This is a genomic window from Arthrobacter sp. P2b (assembly GCF_900168295.1).
In the GTDB taxonomy this organism is placed as follows: Bacteria; Actinomycetota; Actinomycetes; order Actinomycetales; family Micrococcaceae; genus Arthrobacter.
Genome location: NZ_FVZL01000007.1, coordinates 42,107 through 59,260, shown reverse-complemented (window position 1 = coordinate 59,260; position 17,154 = coordinate 42,107). Strand labels below are relative to the sequence as shown.

The window sequence follows — 17,154 nt, the reverse complement described above, 5'->3', positions numbered from 1 at the left end:
GGGGAACCGGCGGGCGGAAACATCGGCGGCGCAGGATGGGCTGTGCCAGTTGTTTGCCGGCCGAAAGGACCCCGCCCCGTGCTCACCAAGAACCTTTTCCTGCAGGGCATCTACCATTTCCAGGGCGTGGGGATGGAAAAGCCCGTGCCCATCCACAGTGAGCTCTCGCACTACGTCCCGGACGGCGTCATCAACCAGACGCTCTACTTCCGCGGCGGCAACTCCAGCGCCGAGCTGATCGCCGTGGTGCTCCTGCGCAACGGCGTCCCCATGCGGTACTTTCCCATCGGCGCCAAGAGCGAGGTGCACGTTCCGCTCCGGGTGGTGGAGGACATCGAGGGCGGCTCCGTCATCGAGCTGTATGTGGCGGCGCCGGAAGGTGTCCATGGTTCCGTGGTGATCGACCTGGGCATGGTGGAACACTGATGACCAGCGTCCTGGACACGCCCCGGGCCCGGAAAACCGGCAGGGACCCGCGCCGGCGCCTCGTGGTCATCGGCAACGGGATGGCAGGAGCCCGGACGGTGGAGGAGATCCTGGCCCGGGGCGGCGCGGATCAGTTCAGCATCACCATGTTCGGCGACGAGCCCTACGGAAACTACAACCGGATCATGCTCAGCCACGTCCTCTCCGGAGAGGAGTCCGACGCCGACATTTTCCTCAACTCCCTTCCCTGGTACCGGGACAACGGCATCGACCTGCACGCCGGGGTGCGGGTGGAGCGGATCGACCGCTTTACCAAGCACGTCTTTTCCAGCGACGGCCGCGTGACGCCATACGACACCCTCATCATCGCCACGGGCAGCCGCTCGCACATGCCGCCCATGGACGGGCTGCACACGCCCGCCGGATCAGTGAAACCCGGGGTGTTCGGGTTCCGCACCATCGACGACACCCGGAAAATGGTGGCCCACGCGAAGGAGGACCACCACCGCCGGGCCGTGGTGATCGGCGGCGGACTGCTGGGGCTTGAGGCCGCGTACGGCCTCCGCAGCCACGGGATCGAGGTGGAGGTGATCCATTCCGGCGGCCACCTGATGAGTGCGCAGATGGGGCCCGACGGCGGCGCGGTGCTCCGCAGGAGCGTGGAGGCACTTGGGATCGGGGTGCACACGGGCAGCCGCACCACGGCCGTGCTGGGAACCGACAGGGTGACCGGGGTCCGCCTCCGGGACAAGCCCGACATCAGCTGCGACATGGTGGTGGTGGCCGCCGGAATCCGCCCCAACGTGGACCTGGCGGTGCTCAGCGGCCTGCCCGTGGAACGCGCCATCGTGGTGGACGACCAGCTCCGGGTCCAGGACGAGGACGACATCTACGCGGTGGGGGAGTGCGTCCAGCACCGGGGCGAGGTGTACGGGCTGGTGGCCCCGCTCTGGGAACAGGCCGTGGTGCTGGCAAACCACGTCACCGGCGCCGACACCAGTGCCGCCTACCTCGGCTCCCGGACAGCCACCAAGCTGAAGGTCGCCGGCGTGGAAGTGGCCTCCATGGGCCTGCACGGGCCCGAACTGGACACCGACGAACACATCGTTTTCTCCGAGCCCAGCCGCGGCGTCTTCAAATCCATCGTGGTCCGCGACAACAAAATGGTGGGCGCCACGCTCCTGGGCGACAGCCGCAAGGTGGCCTACCTGACCCAGGCCTTCGACCGGGGGCTGCCGCTGCCGGAGGAACGGCTCAGCCTGATGTTCGATCTCGGCACCCCCGGGGACGACGTGGGAGTGGCAGAGCTCGACGACGACGCCCAGGTCTGCAACTGCAACGGCGTCAGTAAGAAGGCGCTAGCCGGAGCCGTACGGGGCGGGTGCACCACCGTGGCCGGAGCCATGGACGCCACCCGTGCCGGGAAGGGCTGCGGGTCCTGCAAGCTGCTGGTGCAGCAGGTGGTGGAATGGGCGGCCGGCGGAGCAGTGGAGGAAGACCCGGCCGCCAGCTACTACGTCCCGGGTATCCCGCTGGACAAGCCGGCCCTGATGGCCGAGATCCGGAAACGCGGGCTCCGGTCGGTCTCCCAGGTGTTCCAGGCGCTGGGTCCCGGCAGCGCCGAGGACGCCAAGTCCAAGATGGGGCTGGCGTCCCTGCTGAAGATGATGCTCGCGGACCAGTACATCGACGAACGCGACGCCCGGTTCATCAACGACCGGGTTCACGCCAACATCCAGCGTGACGGCACGTTCTCCGTGGTGCCGCAGATGAAGGGCGGAGTGACGAGCGTCCAGCAGCTCCGCCGGATTGCTGACGTGGCCGAGAAGCACAAGGTTCCGCTGATCAAGCTGACCGGCGGGCAGCGGATTGACCTGCTGGGGATCCGGAAGGAAGACCTGCCGCAGGTGTGGGCGGACCTGGACATGCCCTCCGGCTACGCGTACGGCAAGAGCTTCCGCACCGTCAAAACCTGCGTGGGCCAGGACTTCTGCCGTTACGGCACAGGGGATTCCACAAAGCTCGGCATCGACATCGAGTCCCGTTTCCAGGGCCTCGAGTCACCGGCCAAACTGAAGCTGGCGGTGTCCGGCTGCCCGCGGAACTGCGCCGAATCCCTGGTCAAGGACGTGGGCGTTGTGGCCGTGGAGGGCGGCCGCTGGGAAATCTATGTAGGGGGAGCGGCCGGAGCCCACATCCGCAAGGGTGACCTGCTGGCCACCGTGGACAGCCCCGAAGAGGTCCAGGTCCTTACCGGCCGGTTCATGCAGTACTACCGCGAGCGCGCCAACTGGCTGGAGCGGACGTACGCGTTTGTGCCGCGGGTGGGCATCGAGCACCTTCGCGCCGTGATCGTGGAGGATGCGGAAGGCCGTGCAGCCGGACTGGACGCCGCCATGCAGGCCTCCGTGGACGGCTACGTGGACCCGTGGCGGGAGCGCGATGACCCGCTGACGCCCGGCCAGTTCCGCACCTCGCTGCCGCTGACGGTCCTGCCGCAGGTGCCGGTCCGATGAGCGGAATGATGAGCGGCATGGGCAGCGTCCGGTCGCACAACCTGGGCCCGGCTGACCAGATCCCGCCGGGGGAGGGGCGGGCCTTCGCCGTCAACGGGAAACAGGTGGCCGTCTTCCGGCTGCGGGACGGGTCCCTGCGGGCAGTGTCTGCGGTCTGCCCGCACCGCGGGGGACCACTCGCGGACGGCACCATCGACCAGCAGGTGGTGATCTGCCCGCTGCACCAGCACGCCTTCGACCTCCTCAGCGGGTGCTCAACCACCGGGACGGAACCGCTGGCCACCTACCGCGTGAGCCTGGATGGCGAGCAGAATCTGGTGCTGGAGACGGGGGCCGTGTAGTGCACGTCACGTAGCACCCCCTCACGTCTTGTAGGATGGACGAGCCGCGCGAAGCTTCGGCTGTACGGAGAATTACGCTCACAAACGGTTGCTCAAGAAGTAAAAGACCGAATTTTGTGAGCTAAATCATTCGTATCCCGGATGCGGCCAACCCCCAACCCACAAGGAACCGTTGTGCCTCAAAGTACCCCCACAGATCTCCAGAACAGCACGGCACCATCCAGCGCCGTCGACTCCTCCCTCAGCGCCGAGGGCTACAGCAAGACGCTGGGCAGGCGCCATGTCACCATGATCGCCATGGGTGGCGCCATCGGCGTCGGCCTCTTCATGGGTGCCGGCGGCCGCCTTGCCTCCACCGGCCCGGCCCTGATTTTCTCCTACGCCATTGCCGGCGTCATCGCCTACCTCCTCATGCGGGCCCTGGGCGAGCTCATCATGTACCGCCAGACCTCCGGCTCCTTCGTCAGCTACGCAGGCGAAATGTTCGGCAAGAAGGGTGCGTTCCTGTCCGGCTGGATGTACTTCATTAACTGGGGCATGACCGGCATCGCCGAACTCATCGCGATCGGCCTGTACTTCCAGTTCTTCTTCCCCAACGTCCCGGTGGAAGCCTCCGCCATCGCAGCGCTGGCGCTCCTGGTGGCAGTGAACCTGCTGAGCGTCAAGGCATTCGGTGAATTCGAATTCTGGGCCTCCTGCCTCAAGGTGGGCGCCATCCTCATCTTCCTGGCCGTGGGCACGTTCATGGTCATCACCAACGCCCAGGTGGGCGACGGCAACGCATCGGTGGCGAACCTGTTCGCCGCGGAAGGTGGCATGTTCCCCAAGGGTGCCCTGGTGATGGTCCTGGTCCTCAACGCCGTGATCTTCGCCTACAACGGCATCGAACTGGTGGGCATCACCGCCGGCGAGATGCAGAACCCGGAACGCGAAGTGCCCAAGGCGATCCGCGCCGTCGTCCTCCGCATCGTGGTGTTCTACGTTGGTTCGGTCACCCTGCTGGCCATGCTGCTGCCGTCCGACCAGTACGTGGCGGGAACCTCGCCGTTCGTCACGGTCTTCGGCCAGATGGGCCTGGCCTGGGTGGGCGACGTGATGAACATGATCGTTATCACCGCAGCCCTGTCCTCCTGCAACTCGGGCCTGTACTCGATCGGCCGCGTGTTCCGCACCATGGCCAACAACGGCCACGCACCCCAGTGGCTCACCCGGATGTCCAAGCGGCACGTCCCGTACGCGGCCATCCTCGCCATCGCAGCCTTCTACCTGGTGGGCATCCTGCTCAACATCTGGCTGGGCGGCTCCCACGCGTTCGACCTGGCGCTCAACACGGCCTCCATCGGCGTGATCTTCACCTGGGGTGCCATCTTCGCCAGCCAGATCGCGCTGCGCCACCGCAAGGGCGTCACCTCCAGCCTGCCGATGCCCGGTTCGCCGTGGACCAGCTGGGCGGGACTGATCGGGCTGCTGGCCATCACCGTGCTCATCGGTTTCGACACCATGACCAGCAAGAGCGGTGAGGTGTTCTACCTGGGCCTGTGGACCCTGGCCACCATCCCGTTCTTCGCTGTGGTCCTGTGGCTGGGCTGGCAGAAGGTCAAGAACAACGAGCCCAAGAACGTGCTGTACAGCTAGGCTCCTTGCCAGTACGACGGCGGCGGGTCACCCTCGAGGGGGTGGCCCGCCGTTGGCGTTTCCTTGCATTCAGCGGTGGTGCGCAGCGGCCCGCCGGGGCAGACTGGGGCATGTGACCGAACCCTGGGTGCTCCATGTGGACCTTGACCAGTTCATTGCGGCCGTCGAAGTGCTCCGGCGGCCCGAGCTCGCGGGCAAAGCGGTGATCGTTGGCGGCCGCGGGGATCCCACCGAGCGGGCAGTTGTGTCCACGGCGTCCTATGAAGCCAGGGCGTACGGCGTCGGCTCGGGAATGCCGCTGCGCATCGCCGCGCGGAAAGTACCCGACGCCATCATCCTGCCCGTCGACCAGGACGCCTACCTCGCTGCATCCGAACAGGTCATGGCGGTGCTGCGCTCGCAGCCGGGCGCCACGGTCCAGGTGCTCGGCTGGGATGAAGCGTTCATTGGCGTGCAGGCAACGGATCCGGAGGCCTACGCCCGGCAACTGCAGCAGGCCGTCCTCGAGGAAACCCGGCTGCACTGCAGCGTTGGCATCGGTGACACTCTGGTCCGCGCCAAGGTAGCCACCACGTTCGGCAAGCCTGCCGGTGTCTTCCGGCTTACCGAAGACAACTGGCTGGACGTCATGGGGAGCAGGCTCACCATTGAGCTGTGGGGTGTGGGAACCAAGGTGTCGCGCCGCCTGGCCACGCTCGGCATCAAGACTGTTGCCCAGCTTGCGGCGTCCAATCCTGATGACCTGGTTCCCGAGTTCGGCCCGAAGATGGGCCCCTGGTACGCGCAGCTCGGACGGGGCGACGGTTCACGGACAGTCGATGACACGCCCTGGGTGGCACGCGGGCACAGCCGGGAAACCACCTTCCAGCACGATCTGACGGAGCCCGGGCAGATTGACGACGCCGTCCGGGAGTTGGCAGCGCACGTCCTGGAGGATGTCGCGGGCGAGGGCCGGCCGGTCATCGGGCTGACACTCAAGGTCCGCTACGTCCCGTTCATCACCAAGACGTACGCCCGGAAGATCCCCGAGACGTCCGATCCCGCGGAAGTGCTGGCCCGCACCCTCGACCTGATGGCGAAAATCGAGCCGGACCGTCCCATCCGGCTCCTTGGGCTGCGGGCAGAAATGACCATGCCCGCAGACTCCCGGGAAGGGCATACGCCCACCCGCAGCGGATGGTGAAGTGGTTGGATACCAGAATGGCGGCGGATCCCGTGGGATCCACCGCCATTTCTGACTGCTGCAGCACGCCGTTCGCTGCGGCTGCATCAGGAAGGACTAGTCGCGCTTGAACTCGTCCTTGACACTTTCGCCGACCTTCTTGGCGTCTGCCTTGACCTGGTCGGTCTGGCCTTCTGCCTTCAGGCGGTCGTTGTCGGTTGCGTTGCCCGCAGCTTCCTTGGCCTTGCCGCCCATATCTTCTGCTGCGTTACTGATCTTGTCTCCGAGGCCCATGGTGGTGGCCTCCTTTCGTTTCCGTTGATCAAACAATGCCTTTTCACCCTAACACGAAGCTTGCTTACTATTTCAAGTCCAACTGATCCGGCAGGTGGGGCTGGCGGTTGGCGGGCGGGCGCCTGTTGAATGTCGTTGCCCGCGGCTAGGCTCGAATTCATGGAGAACAGCACAAGCCTCACCCAGCACGTCCAGGCTCCGCCCGAAAAGGTCTGGTCCGTGATCACCGACATCCCCGGTTCGGCCGCAACATTGTCCGGTGTGCAGGCGGTGCAGCTCCTCACGGACGGCCCGTACGGGGAGGGCACGCGGTGGAAGGAGACCCGGAAAATGCTGGGCCGGTCAGAGACCGTGGAGATGTGGGTGGCCCAGGCTGACCCGCCGCTGAGCACCACAGTGAAGGCAGTCCAGGGCGGCGCGGATTACAGTGCGCGCTTTAGCCTTGCCCCGCGCGGCGACGGAACCGATCTGACCCTCACGTTCGGGGCTGAGGTTACTAAACCCAACGCCGCGAGCCGCATCATGATGGCGCTTTTCGGAAAGTTGGGCATGGCGGCCACGCGCAAAGCACTCGCGAAGGACCTTTCGGAAATCGCTGCCAAAGCGGAATCGCTGTAGTGGCGGGCGCGCGGGCGGGGACGGGGAAAAGTGCCGGCCTGAAAGTGGCCGCGCCCCGGCTTTCGCCGGTGGTGCTGGAGGACTTGGCGGACCGGCCGGCTCCTGACTTCGAGCGTGGTGGAAAGTACGACGGCGGGCGGTACAGCCGTGCGGCCGCCGACGGTTTGGAGTTGAGCGGCGCAGATTTCGCCGAGTGTGAGTTTGCGGGCGTGTCCTTTAATGACACCCAACTGCGCGGGGCAGGTTTCCGCGACTGCATCCTGGGTGAGCTGTATGCCCCGGTTTTTCGGGCAGCCAGGACCGCGTGGCGGGACGTCGAATTCCGCAATCCCCGGCTGGGATCTGCCGAACTTTACGAGAGCGGCTGGCAGTCTGTCCGGATCGACGGCGGCAAGCTCGACTTCCTCAACCTCCGCGGCGCCAAGCTGACGGACGTCCTGATCAGCGACTGCATCATCAACGAACTGGACCTCGGCTCGGCGGCCGGAACGCGGGTGGCCCTGAAGAACTGCACCATCGGCACGCTGGACCTGAACGGAGCCAAGCTCAAGGATTTCGACGTTCGCGGCACCGATTTCCGCACCATCAGCGGACTCGGCAGCATGGCCGGAATCGTCATTGACGACTACCAGCTGGGCCTTCTGGCACCCCTGCTCGCAGCTCACCTTGGCGTGACGGTCCTGTAACCGGCCTTCGCCCGGAGGTACGCAACGGCAGCCCTGCCGTGTACTATTTACAGAACGAACGGTCGGTAAGTGGAGGAATCCGCTGTGCCGGGCGCCGATGACAGTGCTGTTTATCCGTGAAGGGTGTTTCCATGGCTGCAACCGCAGGTCCGCAGGCTTTCCTTGTTGGCGGGGTCCGAACGCCGGTGGGCAAATACGGCGGCGCGCTGTCGTCAGTCCGCCCCGACGACCTTGCGGCCCTGGTGGTCAGGGAGGCAGTGCAGCGTGCGGGCCTTGATCCGGACAGTATCGATGAAGTCATCCTGGGCAACGCCAACGGTGCCGGCGAGGAGAACCGCAATGTGGCACGCATGGCCACCCTGCTGGCCGGGCTGCCGCTTCACATCCCCGGCATCACCGTCAACAGGCTCTGTTCCTCTGGGCTCAGCGCCATCATCCAGGCCAGCCACATGATCAAAGCCGGCGCCGCGGACATCGTGATCGCAGGCGGGGTGGAATCCATGAGCCGTGCCCCCTGGGTACAGGAAAAGCCCACCAGCGCCTTCGCCAAGCCCGGCCATATTTTCGACACCTCCATCGGCTGGCGCTTCACCAATCCCCAGTTCCAGCACGGCGGGCTGTCGCGCGACGGCAAGATGACGTACTCCATGCCGGAAACCGCGGAGGAAGTGGCCCGCGTTGACAACATCTCCCGGGAGGACGCCGACGCTTTCGCGGTCCGCTCGCATGAACGTTCCCTGGCGGCTATTGAAGCAGGCCGGTTCAAGGACGAGATCGTGCCCGTGACCGTTAAGGGCCGCAAGTCGGAAACCGTAGTGGATACCGACGAGGGCCCACGGCCCGGGACCACCATGGACGTCCTCGCCGGGCTGAAGCCCGTGGCGCACGGCGGGTCTGTGGTGACCGCCGGGAATTCCTCGTCCCTCAATGACGGCGCCTCAGCCATCATCGTCGCGTCCGAAGCGGCCATTGAGCGGCTCGGCCTGACACCCCGCGCGCGCATCATTGACGGCGCGTCGGCCGGTTGCGAACCGGAAATCATGGGCATCGGCCCGGTGCCCGCCACCCAGAAAGTCCTCAAGCGGAGCGGACTCAGCGTAGGCGACCTTGCCGCCGTCGAACTTAACGAAGCCTTTGCCACTCAGTCCCTGGCGTGCATCCGCCGGCTTGGACTGGAACCGGACATTGTTAACCTCGACGGCGGCGCCATCGCTTTGGGACACCCGCTGGGTTCCAGCGGGGCACGGATCGCCATCACCCTGCTGGGCCGCATGGAGCGCGAGGACGCCAAGGTGGGCCTCGCCACCATGTGCATTGGTGTGGGCCAAGGCACCGCAATGCTGCTGGAGAAAGTCTGATGCCGGGCGCCGTGGACCTGGCGGCGGAGAAGTTCCACGCCCTCCTGGTGGAGGAACGCGGCGACCGCGTGGTGGTGCTGCTCAACCGGCCCGAGGTGCGCAACGCGATCGACCAGCAGATGGTGGATGAACTGCATACCGTGTGCGCCGCCCTGGAACAGAACCCCAAGGTGCTGATCCTGGCGGGCGTCGACGGCGTTTTCGCGTCCGGTGCCGACATCGCCCAGCTGCGCGAGCGGCGCAGGGATGACGCCCTCCAGGGCATTAACTCCACCATCTTCGTGCGGATCGCCAAACTGCCCATGCCGGTGATCGCCGCCTTGGACGGGTACTGCCTGGGCGGCGGAGCGGAACTCGCGTACGCCGCGGATTTTCGGATCGGCACGCCGGACGTCCGGATCGGCAACCCGGAAACCGGACTTGGCATTCTCGCGGCCGCCGGTGCCAGCTGGCGGCTCAAGGAACTGGTGGGGGAACCCGTGGCCAAACAGATCCTCCTGGCCGGGCGGGTACTTGGCGCCGACGAAGCGCTGGCGGTCAACCTCATCACCGAAATCCATGACGCGGCTGGCCTCCTGGACGCAGCACACAGCCTGGCGGACCGCATTGGCCGGCAGGACCCGCTGGCTGTCCGGATCACCAAGTCCGTGTTCCATGCCCCGGCGGAGGCCCACCCCCTGATCGACCAGCTGGCCCAAGGCATCCTCTTCGAGTCACAGGCCAAGTTCGACCGGATGCAGAAATTCCTGGACAAAAAAGCCGACAAGACGCCTGGAAAGAAGAACTGATGAACGACTCCTTCCCTCCTTCCGGCCTGCCCGCAGATTCCGGATTGCCCGCAGCGGTGGGCGTCCTGGGCGGCGGCCGCATGGGTGCCGGTATCGCCCACGCCTTCCTGGTCAAGGGCGCCGACGTTCTGGTCATCGAGCGCGACGAACAGTCTGCCGAAGCCGCGCGTGAACGGGTTGAATCGGCGGCTGTGAAGAGCATTGAGCGCGGCGTGGTGGACGCCAACCTGGATGAAATGGTCTCGCGGCTGACCGTGGGTGTGGATTATGACGCCTTTGCCGGGCGCCAGCTCGTGGTCGAGGCCGTGCCGGAGGACTGGGACCTCAAAGTCACTGCCCTGCGCGGCATCGAGGAGCGGCTGGCCGACGATGCGTACCTGGCGTCCAACACGTCATCGCTGTCCGTTAATGGCCTGGCCCGGGAGCTGAAGCGGCCGGAGAACTTCCTGGGCCTGCATTTCTTCAACCCGGTTCCGGCGTCCACGCTCATCGAAGTGGTGCTCGGCGAACGGACATCCCCCGCGCTCGCCACCGCGGCAAAGGGGTGGGTTGAGGCACTTGGCAAGACCGCCGTCGTCGTTAATGACGCCCCCGGATTCGCCTCCTCACGGCTCGGCGTGGCCATCGCCCTGGAGGCGATGCGCATGGTGGAGGAGGGCGTGGCGTCTGCGGAGGACATCGATGCCGCCATGGTCCTGGGCTACAAGCACCCCACCGGGCCGCTCAAGACCACCGACATTGTGGGGCTGGACGTACGGCTGGGGATCGCGGAATACCTGCACTCCACCCTGGGGGAGCGCTTCGCCCCGCCGCAGATCCTCAAGGACAAGGTGGCCCGGGGCGAGCTGGGCCGTAAGACCGGCAAGGGCTTTTTTGACTGGCCCAGCTAGGCTGTCCGTCGCCGTGGCCTGACCCTCGGCCGCACATTGTCAGACCCCCCTGTCATGATGTGGGTATGGCGGGCAGGGCGGCATTGGAAGCGTTGGAGGTCCTTGAGGCGTCCCTTGCTGAGCTGGGTGTTGTGCTGCGTGGGACCTGTGAGGGTTTTGATCCGTTGCGGGAGCAGGCTGATCGGAGTCTGGACGGGCTCGCCGGGGTCGCCCGGCTTGAGGCCGGGACCGCTGCGTTGAAGGTGCATCTGGCCGCAGGGTATGCAGAAGCGGCCAAGGCTGTGGCGGCACGGGCCATGGTGCCGTGCGGGGCGATGGCGCAGGAAGCGTCGATGGTCGCCGAGGTCGCGGGTGTGTTGACTATTGGTGCGCGGGCTGCCGGTGTGCTGCTGGAGCAGTCGCAGGTGCTGGCCGATGTTTTGCCGTTGACCTTGGCGGGGTTGCAGGACGGGAGCCTGTCGTGGGCGCACGCGAAGGCCATGGTGGAGGAAACCGCCACCCTGGATCGGGCCGGGGCCGCGGCGTTGGAGGCGCACTTTCTGGGGCCGGAGGCACCGGGGCCGGCCCGCGGGTGTGCGGGGCCGGGGGAGTTGGTGCCGCACCGGTTCCGGCACAAGGCCCGGATCTGGCGGGAACGCCACCACCCCGAATCCCTTGAAAAGCGCCACGCCAGGAGTGTTGCGGAGCGGCGGGTCGAACACCGCCCGGACATGGACGGGATGGCCTGGTTCCACGCCTACCTCCCTGCCGATACCGCGTCGGCGATGTGGAACCGCACTACCGCCCTCGCCCGGGGACTGCAAGGCCCGGACGAGTCCCGCACCCTGCCCCAGCTCTGCGCCGACATCTTCGCCGACGCCGTCCTCAGCAACGGACAGGACGGGCAGCACGGGCAGAGCCCCGGTATGGTTGCGGAGGTCCGCACTCCGCACGCGGAGGTCCTGGTTACGGTGCCCGTGTTCTCGCTCATGGGGCTGACGGATGAACCGGCGATGCTTGACGGCTACGGCCCCATCCCCGCATCGATGGCGCGGAAGCTGGTCGCGGACGGGGCTGGCTCGTTTTACCGGGTGCTGGTGGACCCGCGGGACGGGGCGCCCCTGGAAATCGGCCGCACCAGCTACCGGGTCACCAAAGCTATCCGGCGGTGGCTGCGCTTGAGGGACGGGAAGTGCCCCTTCCCCGGCTGTTCCAACAACTCCCTGGACAACGAAGCAGACCACCTGTTGGCCTGGCATCACGGCGGGACCACCGGGATCAGCAACCTGGGCCAGCCCTGCCGCAAACACCACCGCCTCAGGCACACCAGCGGCTGGACACCCACCCCGGCCACGAAACACGAACCACCCGGCTGGATCTCACCCTCAGGCAGAAGATACAAAAGCGAACACCAGGACTGGGAACCACCACACTGGCCGGAAACGCTGCGTGATGCCGTGGGCGGCTACCCGGACTTGGTGCACCTTGGGCTGTCCCCGGGAGAAGACGCCTTGGAACAAATCCTGTACTCCCGCGGCTGAGCAGTTTCTAGTCGAAGAAGCCCACGATGTAACCGATGAAGTACAGGAGGAAGAGCAGCACACCGGCTCCGATGGCACCGATCCAGAAGACCTGCTGGGCCTTCCCCGATCCCGACTGCCTGGGCTCCCGGGTGCCTGCCACCGAACCTTCACCTGGAGGAGTTTCGCCGGGAGGGACTCCGCCGCCCGGTTCCAGGCCTGTGATCTTGTCGTCCTCCGGATCCGGGTTGGTTCCTGACACGTCAACTCCCTTGCTCGTCGTCCTGGTGCTGCCCCCAGCGTAACCGGCCATGATTGCGGGGCCTAGGCTGGTGCAGTGACTTTCCTTGAACCCCTTACCCTGACCGGGCGCCATGTAATCCTCGAGCCTCTGGCCGCCGGACACCACGACGGCCTGGTCGAGGCCGCCAAGGACGGCGAACTGTGGAAGCTTTGGTACACGTCCGTTCCAGCGCCGGAAGAGATGGCTGCCGAAATCCGGCGGCGGCTCGCCCTGCAGGAGGAGGGCTCCATGCTGCCCTTTACTACGAGGCTGATCGACCCGGCCACCGGCGGCCCGGGCAGGATCATCGGCATGACCACCTATATGAACATCGACGCCGGCACGCCACGCGTGGAGATCGGCTCCACCTGGAACGCCGCGTCCGTGCAGGGGACCGGGACCAACCCGGACTCGAAGCTTCTGCTGCTGCGGCACGCGTTCGAAACCATCGGCTGCCCGGCGGTCGAGTTCCGCACGCACTGGCTCAACCACCAGTCACGTGAGGCCATCGCGCGGCTCGGGGCCAAGCAGGACGGCATCCTGCGCAACCACTCCCGAACCCGCGACGGACTCCTGCGGGACACTGTGGTGTTCTCGATCCCAGAGCACGAGTGGCCAATGGTCCGCGCCGGGCTGGAGTACCGGCTGGCTAAGCGGGGGTAGTGATTACGGCCGAACCAATTGCGCCGGTTTGATCGTGCTGATAAGAGCGGACGCATAGGCCTGATGTCCTGCGGGCGTGGGGTGGAAGTTGCGATCATCGAATACGAGATTTCCGTCGGATATGGTCGGAGGTGAAAAGAAAATCCACGGCTCTTCGGAATTCACCTCATGTCCGGCGAAACGCCGGTTCACATCGATAAATACTGCGTTAGTTTCTGAATCCTCTACGGCCCTCGCGATGGTGGTGTTCAAACCATCGATCGCTGCGTTGATTGTCCTTAATATCGCAGGGTCTACGCCAGCAAACGGTCTGCTCGGGTCGAACAGTCTGGGGTAGCCAAGGACGGCAATAGTAGCTTCGGGAGCAGAGCCTTGGATGTCGACGTAGGCTTCCTTGAGATTTAGATAAAGCTCAAGGAACCTGGTTTCGGCTTCCTTTACCTGCAAGAGGCAGACTTCAGGCAGTTGTGTTAGGCAGGCAATGAGGACACCGGTGACTCCAACGTCATTAGCACCGGCCGTAATGCTTACCAATTCCGTGCCTTCTGATAGAGCTAGCGAGTCAGTGAGTCGCTGGATCTGCTCCTGCACACTTGGGATGTCCAGCGAATGGGGAACTGTACTCTCGTGGCTCAAAAGGGCACCGTGACAGGCAGCGTTCGCTATAAGCGTCACCCGGCCCATTGCGCCCACCAGGTCAACATAACCTCCTGGCGTCTGATCGCAAGGGAATGAAAATTGGAAGGGGCCCGCCCCGGTGCCCGCAGTGTACGAATCACCTACCGCCACGTAATCAACCTTCGGCCGCGGCGCCGCGTCTGCGGGAACGGCGGTAAAGCCAAGTGCCATTGCCAGGCTGGCGAGGCCGGCGGCAAAACCTGCGTGACGCCGTCGTACTGCTGTGTTTCCCATTGGGGTTCTCCTTTGAACATCAACTGTGGGCTCAGGCATCATCTAGGAGCCAGAGTACGCTTACCCTCCGCGCCGGTCACCGGCCTCACGTACTCATCTTTGCGAACCTGTACCTGTTTGTGACGTGCGGCTCCTGTGACTGATGTGATTAGCTGTCCGAATGAGCAAACCGGGCAGGTCCATGGACTGGGATGGTGCTGTCAACGCTTGGCATGTGGCCGGCGGTGTCTATCGGATGGGACGCCGGGAATGGCTGACGGAGGCGGGATGGCAACAGGCGTACAACGCCGGCATCCGCACCGTTCTTGACCTTAGGAACGCAGCGGAAGCGCGGCGCCGGGACACGGATCCCGTCGTCTCCCGGGCGGCCTTTCAGGGCATGGCAGTGGTCGCAGCGCCCACCGAGGAGCCCGGCGATCCTCGCCTGACCGCCGTCACTGGCCCCTACCTCAACGACCCCGCGTACTATGCCGACAATGCCCGGATCTTCCCGGAAAAGCTCGTCGGCGTCTTCCAGGCCTTGGCCGCGGCAGCAAGCCGTGGCGACGTAGTGCTGCACTGCGCGGCCGGCCGCGACCGCAGCGGCATGGTCGCCGCCATGGTGCAGGACCTGGCAGGGGACTCCGACCAGGATATCGCGGAGGGCTACCGTCGGGCGGCCCGCGGCATCAACGAGCGCTACCGCACCCACGGCCCGCCACACGATCGGGAACGGTACGTGGAGGACGCCGAGCTTGAACCCCTACTGGAGCAGCGTGGCCTGGCGGTGGTGGACTTCGTACGCACCCTTGATACGCGGAACTTCCTCCTGCGGAACGGCCTGGCTTCCCATGAGCTGGACGCCGTCCTGTCACTGTGCGGAGCGGGAGTTGCCCGATGAGGGCACGCAACCTCCGGCGGTTCCTCTCGCTGGGCGCCGTCGCCGGGGTTTTGGCGTCGTCCGCATATGTGGCCCCGCCGGCGTGGGGAACGGGCGAACCCGCAACCGGCCAGCCTGCCGGTGCCAACACCGAAGGTCCGGATGCCTCGGGCTCCGGCCTGTCCGAGCGTGCGCTTGCGGGAGCGGTGCAGCGCGACCTCGGGCTTACCCCGGAGGAGTTCGCTGCTGCCGGAGCGCTGGGCGCCAAAGCCGCCGATGCGGCAAGCCAGTTGCGTAGCGTGGCGGGATACACCGGCATCAGGCTGGAAGCCGGGCAGATTGTGGTCTCGGGGTCGGGAGCAGAGCTGCTCGAGAAGGTGGCGGCCCTTGCCGTCACGATGCCTGAGCTGGCCCTTGAAGCGTCGCCCCCTGCGCCGGCTCCTGCGTCGTCAGCGGAGGCTGGGCGATCCGGTGCTGGCGTTTCACCGGAGTCCCGCTCCACCGAAGGTGCAGAGCTCGCGGTGAGCGCCGACCAACTGTTCCAGGCGTACCTGCGCGAGGTGGGCCCCCAAGGCCTGCAGTCCGTGGTGGCCTCCGACGGCAAATTTGTCATCCGGACCGGCGGCATCAACACACCGGAATCGACGTCGGACGCGCGCGCCAGTGCTCCGGCCGCCGGTTCCGGAAAGGTGTCGCCCGCGGAGTTCGTGGCACGGTACGCCAACGTGGAGCTCGACGGCGGCGCTTCCCTTGCGCCTGAAGCTGACGTTCCCGGGGGAGTCGGCTACATTGCCGACACCGGCTGGATCTGCTCCACCGGCTTCTCTGCCTTCGACCCCGCCGGCCTGCCCGCCGTCCTCTCTGCGGGACACTGCGCGTCGGATGGTGCAGCCGAAACGGCGACCCTGGAATTCCAGTTCAACCAGGTAGGGCTGCTGGGCAGGTTTGGGTTCAGCCAGTACGGTGGCCCGGGCAATTCCCGCATCATCGAAAATCCGCTGGACCCGGATAATCCCGGGAACGTGGGCACCGACATCTCCGTGATCGAGTCCCTGCGACCGGACATTGACCCGCTGCCGGCGGCCAGTACCTGGGGCAACCAGTCCGAGCCCGGTCCCGACGTGAAGATCATCGGCAGCGCGGATCCAGTGGCGGGAATGCCGGTGTGCCGGTCCGGGCGGTCGTCCTTCTGGTCCTGCGGGACGATCGACGCGGTGGGCATCTTTGTTGTTCCAGGCCCCGGCTACGCGGCCGACCCCACAGACCTTCGCGCCTTCCGCGGCTTCCTCTCCTACGCCGTGCAGTCCAGCGGTGGTGACTCCGGCGGCCCCTACATCAGCGGCAACTACGCGGTGGGGACACATGCGGCAGGGGATACCCCTGACGAGAACGGCAATGTCATCCAAAACATGGCTATCGCCGCAACCCTCAGGGACAGCCTGGCCGTCCTGCCCGGCTATGAGCTGGAACTCTTCCTCAACAAGCCCACCGTCACCACGCCTGCGCCTGGCGCTACTTATGAGCCGGGGCAGCGTGTCGCCGGGACGGTTCCTGCGGCTCCCGCGTCCGCCGTCGCCGCGGGGTCGAAAGTCCGGATCAGGCTGGACGGAGAGGATCCTTTCGAAGTCCAGGTTGATACCGAGGGAAACTGGAGCTTCCCGGCGCCTGACGGCGATAAGGCGCTTCGGTTTACCGCGGAAACTGTGAATGGGTTCAGTGTTTCCGGGATAAGCAGCTTTGAGTTTGCGCTGGCTGAACCGTCCGATCCTAAGCCGCCGGCGCCAGTTGATCCGGGACCGCCTGCTCCCGCTGACCCGGCTCCCGTTCCGGCTGACCCGGCTCCCGTTCCGGCTGACCCGGCCCCGGCGGCGCCGACTGACCCCGCACCCGCTCCGGCTGATCCGGCACCTGCTCCCGCCGACTCAGCGCCGACAAACCCCGCATCCGTTCCGGCTGACCCTGCCCGGGCTGACCCGGCCCCGGCGGCGCCGGCAGATCCTTCGGACGGCGCCCCCGCCGTCGTCGTACCGCCCGCTGCCAGCACGCCTCCGGCTGATCTCGCCAACACAGGGAACGGCTCACGTGCCCCGGCGGGTGCCGGCTACCTGGCCTTCACCGGTTCGTCGGTGCTGCTGCCGACTGCGATCGCTGCCGCGGCAGCGATCGCCGTCGGGGGAGTCCTGATGGCGCTGGTCAGGCGCAGGAAGCGCAACGGGTAGGTCTC

Annotated in this window: 17 protein-coding genes; 14 read left to right on the top strand and 3 right to left on the bottom strand. The window is 66.0% G+C overall.

Features of this window, described 5'->3' with window-relative positions:
• Window positions 1–78: 78 nt before the first annotated feature.
• The 5 genes from B5520_RS12985 (at window position 79) to B5520_RS12965 (ending at window position 6,101) form a co-directional block, all read left to right on the top strand.
• Window positions 79–426 (top strand): molybdopterin oxidoreductase, encoded by a 348-nt coding sequence (locus tag B5520_RS12985; protein ID WP_079597487.1) that lies wholly within the window; start codon window positions 79–81, stop codon window positions 424–426.
• On the top strand, window positions 426–2,942 hold the full coding sequence (gene nirB, locus B5520_RS12980) for a nitrite reductase large subunit NirB (RefSeq protein ID WP_079597486.1): 2,517 nt from the start codon (window positions 426–428) through the stop codon (window positions 2,940–2,942). The genes B5520_RS12985 and nirB overlap by 1 nt, the downstream gene beginning before the upstream one ends.
• Window positions 2,939–3,283 (top strand): Rieske (2Fe-2S) protein, encoded by a 345-nt coding sequence (locus B5520_RS12975; RefSeq protein WP_254865565.1) that lies wholly within the window; start codon window positions 2,939–2,941, stop codon window positions 3,281–3,283. Before nirB ends, B5520_RS12975 begins: the two co-directional genes overlap by 4 nt.
• Before the next feature lie 174 nt (window positions 3,284–3,457).
• The gene (locus tag B5520_RS12970) at window positions 3,458–4,918 is read left to right on the top strand and encodes an amino acid permease (RefSeq protein WP_079597485.1); all 1,461 of its coding nucleotides are present in this window, start codon (window positions 3,458–3,460) and stop codon (window positions 4,916–4,918) included.
• 127 nt (window positions 4,919–5,045) lie between these two features.
• Window positions 5,046–6,101: a DNA polymerase IV gene (locus B5520_RS12965; protein ID WP_079597603.1), complete on the top strand. Its 1,056-nt coding sequence runs from the start codon at window positions 5,046–5,048 to the stop codon at window positions 6,099–6,101.
• A 96-nt stretch (window positions 6,102–6,197) separates the two neighbouring features.
• Here the strand turns inward: B5520_RS12965 and B5520_RS12960 are convergent, their stop codons facing one another.
• Window positions 6,198–6,374: a CsbD family protein gene (locus B5520_RS12960; RefSeq protein WP_079597484.1), complete on the bottom strand. Its 177-nt coding sequence runs from the start codon at window positions 6,372–6,374 to the stop codon at window positions 6,198–6,200.
• Window positions 6,375–6,533: 159 nt separating this feature from the next.
• Here B5520_RS12960 and B5520_RS12955 point away from each other — a divergent pair, with 159 nt between their 5' ends.
• From B5520_RS12955 to B5520_RS12930, 6 genes are all read left to right on the top strand, one after another.
• Window positions 6,534–6,992, top strand: coding sequence for an SRPBCC family protein (locus B5520_RS12955; protein ID WP_079597483.1), 459 nt, complete (start codon window positions 6,534–6,536; stop codon window positions 6,990–6,992).
• Window positions 6,992–7,678: a pentapeptide repeat-containing protein gene (locus B5520_RS12950; protein ID WP_079597482.1), complete on the top strand. Its 687-nt coding sequence runs from the start codon at window positions 6,992–6,994 to the stop codon at window positions 7,676–7,678. Before B5520_RS12955 ends, B5520_RS12950 begins: the two co-directional genes overlap by 1 nt.
• Window positions 7,679–7,809: 131 nt before the next feature.
• The gene (locus B5520_RS12945) at window positions 7,810–9,036 is read left to right on the top strand and encodes a thiolase family protein (RefSeq protein WP_079597481.1); all 1,227 of its coding nucleotides are present in this window, start codon (window positions 7,810–7,812) and stop codon (window positions 9,034–9,036) included.
• Window positions 9,036–9,824: an enoyl-CoA hydratase/isomerase family protein gene (locus B5520_RS12940; protein ID WP_104443496.1), complete on the top strand. Its 789-nt coding sequence runs from the start codon at window positions 9,036–9,038 to the stop codon at window positions 9,822–9,824. Before B5520_RS12945 ends, B5520_RS12940 begins: the two co-directional genes overlap by 1 nt.
• Window positions 9,824–10,714 carry a 3-hydroxyacyl-CoA dehydrogenase family protein gene (locus B5520_RS12935; protein WP_079597480.1) on the top strand — a complete coding sequence of 297 codons (891 nt, stop codon included), beginning with the start codon at window positions 9,824–9,826 and terminating at the stop codon, window positions 10,712–10,714. Before B5520_RS12940 ends, B5520_RS12935 begins: the two co-directional genes overlap by 1 nt.
• Before the next feature lie 65 nt (window positions 10,715–10,779).
• Window positions 10,780–12,234 carry an HNH endonuclease signature motif containing protein gene (locus B5520_RS12930; protein ID WP_079597479.1) on the top strand — a complete coding sequence of 485 codons (1,455 nt, stop codon included), beginning with the start codon at window positions 10,780–10,782 and terminating at the stop codon, window positions 12,232–12,234.
• A 7-nt stretch (window positions 12,235–12,241) separates the two neighbouring features.
• On the opposite strand, the gene B5520_RS12925 is transcribed toward B5520_RS12930, so the two are convergent.
• Entirely contained in the window at window positions 12,242–12,475 is a 234-nt protein-coding gene (locus B5520_RS12925; RefSeq protein WP_079597601.1) for a DUF6480 family protein, read from the bottom strand.
• Between the two features lie 75 nt (window positions 12,476–12,550).
• Between B5520_RS12925 and B5520_RS12920 the strand changes: the two genes are divergently transcribed.
• Entirely contained in the window at window positions 12,551–13,159 is a 609-nt protein-coding gene (locus tag B5520_RS12920; RefSeq protein ID WP_079597478.1) for a GNAT family N-acetyltransferase, read from the top strand.
• A gap of 3 nt (window positions 13,160–13,162) precedes the next feature.
• Here B5520_RS12920 and B5520_RS12915 read toward each other — a convergent pair whose 3' ends face one another.
• Complete coding sequence (locus B5520_RS12915) at window positions 13,163–14,071, bottom strand: SGNH/GDSL hydrolase family protein (RefSeq protein WP_079597477.1); 909 nt, start codon at window positions 14,069–14,071, stop codon at window positions 13,163–13,165.
• 160 nt (window positions 14,072–14,231) lie between these two features.
• Between B5520_RS12915 and B5520_RS12910 the strand changes: the two genes are divergently transcribed.
• On the top strand, window positions 14,232–14,951 hold the full coding sequence (locus B5520_RS12910; RefSeq protein WP_254865564.1) for a tyrosine-protein phosphatase: 720 nt from the start codon (window positions 14,232–14,234) through the stop codon (window positions 14,949–14,951).
• Window positions 14,948–17,149, top strand: a complete 2,202-nt coding sequence (locus B5520_RS12905; protein WP_079597475.1) for a S1 family peptidase — start codon at window positions 14,948–14,950, stop codon at window positions 17,147–17,149. Before B5520_RS12910 ends, B5520_RS12905 begins: the two co-directional genes overlap by 4 nt.
• Window positions 17,150–17,154: the final 5 nt, after the last annotated feature.

Excerpts from the sequence above, each read along its gene's own strand:
- nirB (WP_079597486.1), top strand. The coding sequence starts at position 426 with ATGACCAGCGTCCTGGACACGCCCCGGGCCCGGAAAACCGGCAGGGAC.
- B5520_RS12975 (WP_254865565.1), top strand. The coding sequence starts at position 2,939 with ATGAGCGGAATGATGAGCGGCATGGGCAGCGTCCGGTCGCACAACCTG.
- B5520_RS12960 (WP_079597484.1), bottom strand. The coding sequence starts at position 6,374 with ATGGGCCTCGGAGACAAGATCAGTAACGCAGCAGAAGATATGGGCGGC.
- B5520_RS12955 (WP_079597483.1), top strand. The coding sequence starts at position 6,534 with ATGGAGAACAGCACAAGCCTCACCCAGCACGTCCAGGCTCCGCCCGAA.
- B5520_RS12945 (WP_079597481.1), top strand. The coding sequence starts at position 7,810 with ATGGCTGCAACCGCAGGTCCGCAGGCTTTCCTTGTTGGCGGGGTCCGA.
- B5520_RS12940 (WP_104443496.1), top strand. The coding sequence starts at position 9,036 with ATGCCGGGCGCCGTGGACCTGGCGGCGGAGAAGTTCCACGCCCTCCTG.
- B5520_RS12935 (WP_079597480.1), top strand. The coding sequence starts at position 9,824 with ATGAACGACTCCTTCCCTCCTTCCGGCCTGCCCGCAGATTCCGGATTG.
- B5520_RS12930 (WP_079597479.1), top strand. The coding sequence starts at position 10,780 with ATGGCGGGCAGGGCGGCATTGGAAGCGTTGGAGGTCCTTGAGGCGTCC.
- B5520_RS12915 (WP_079597477.1), bottom strand. The coding sequence starts at position 14,071 with ATGGGAAACACAGCAGTACGACGGCGTCACGCAGGTTTTGCCGCCGGC.
- B5520_RS12910 (WP_254865564.1), top strand. The coding sequence starts at position 14,232 with ATGAGCAAACCGGGCAGGTCCATGGACTGGGATGGTGCTGTCAACGCT.
- B5520_RS12905 (WP_079597475.1), top strand. The coding sequence starts at position 14,948 with ATGAGGGCACGCAACCTCCGGCGGTTCCTCTCGCTGGGCGCCGTCGCC.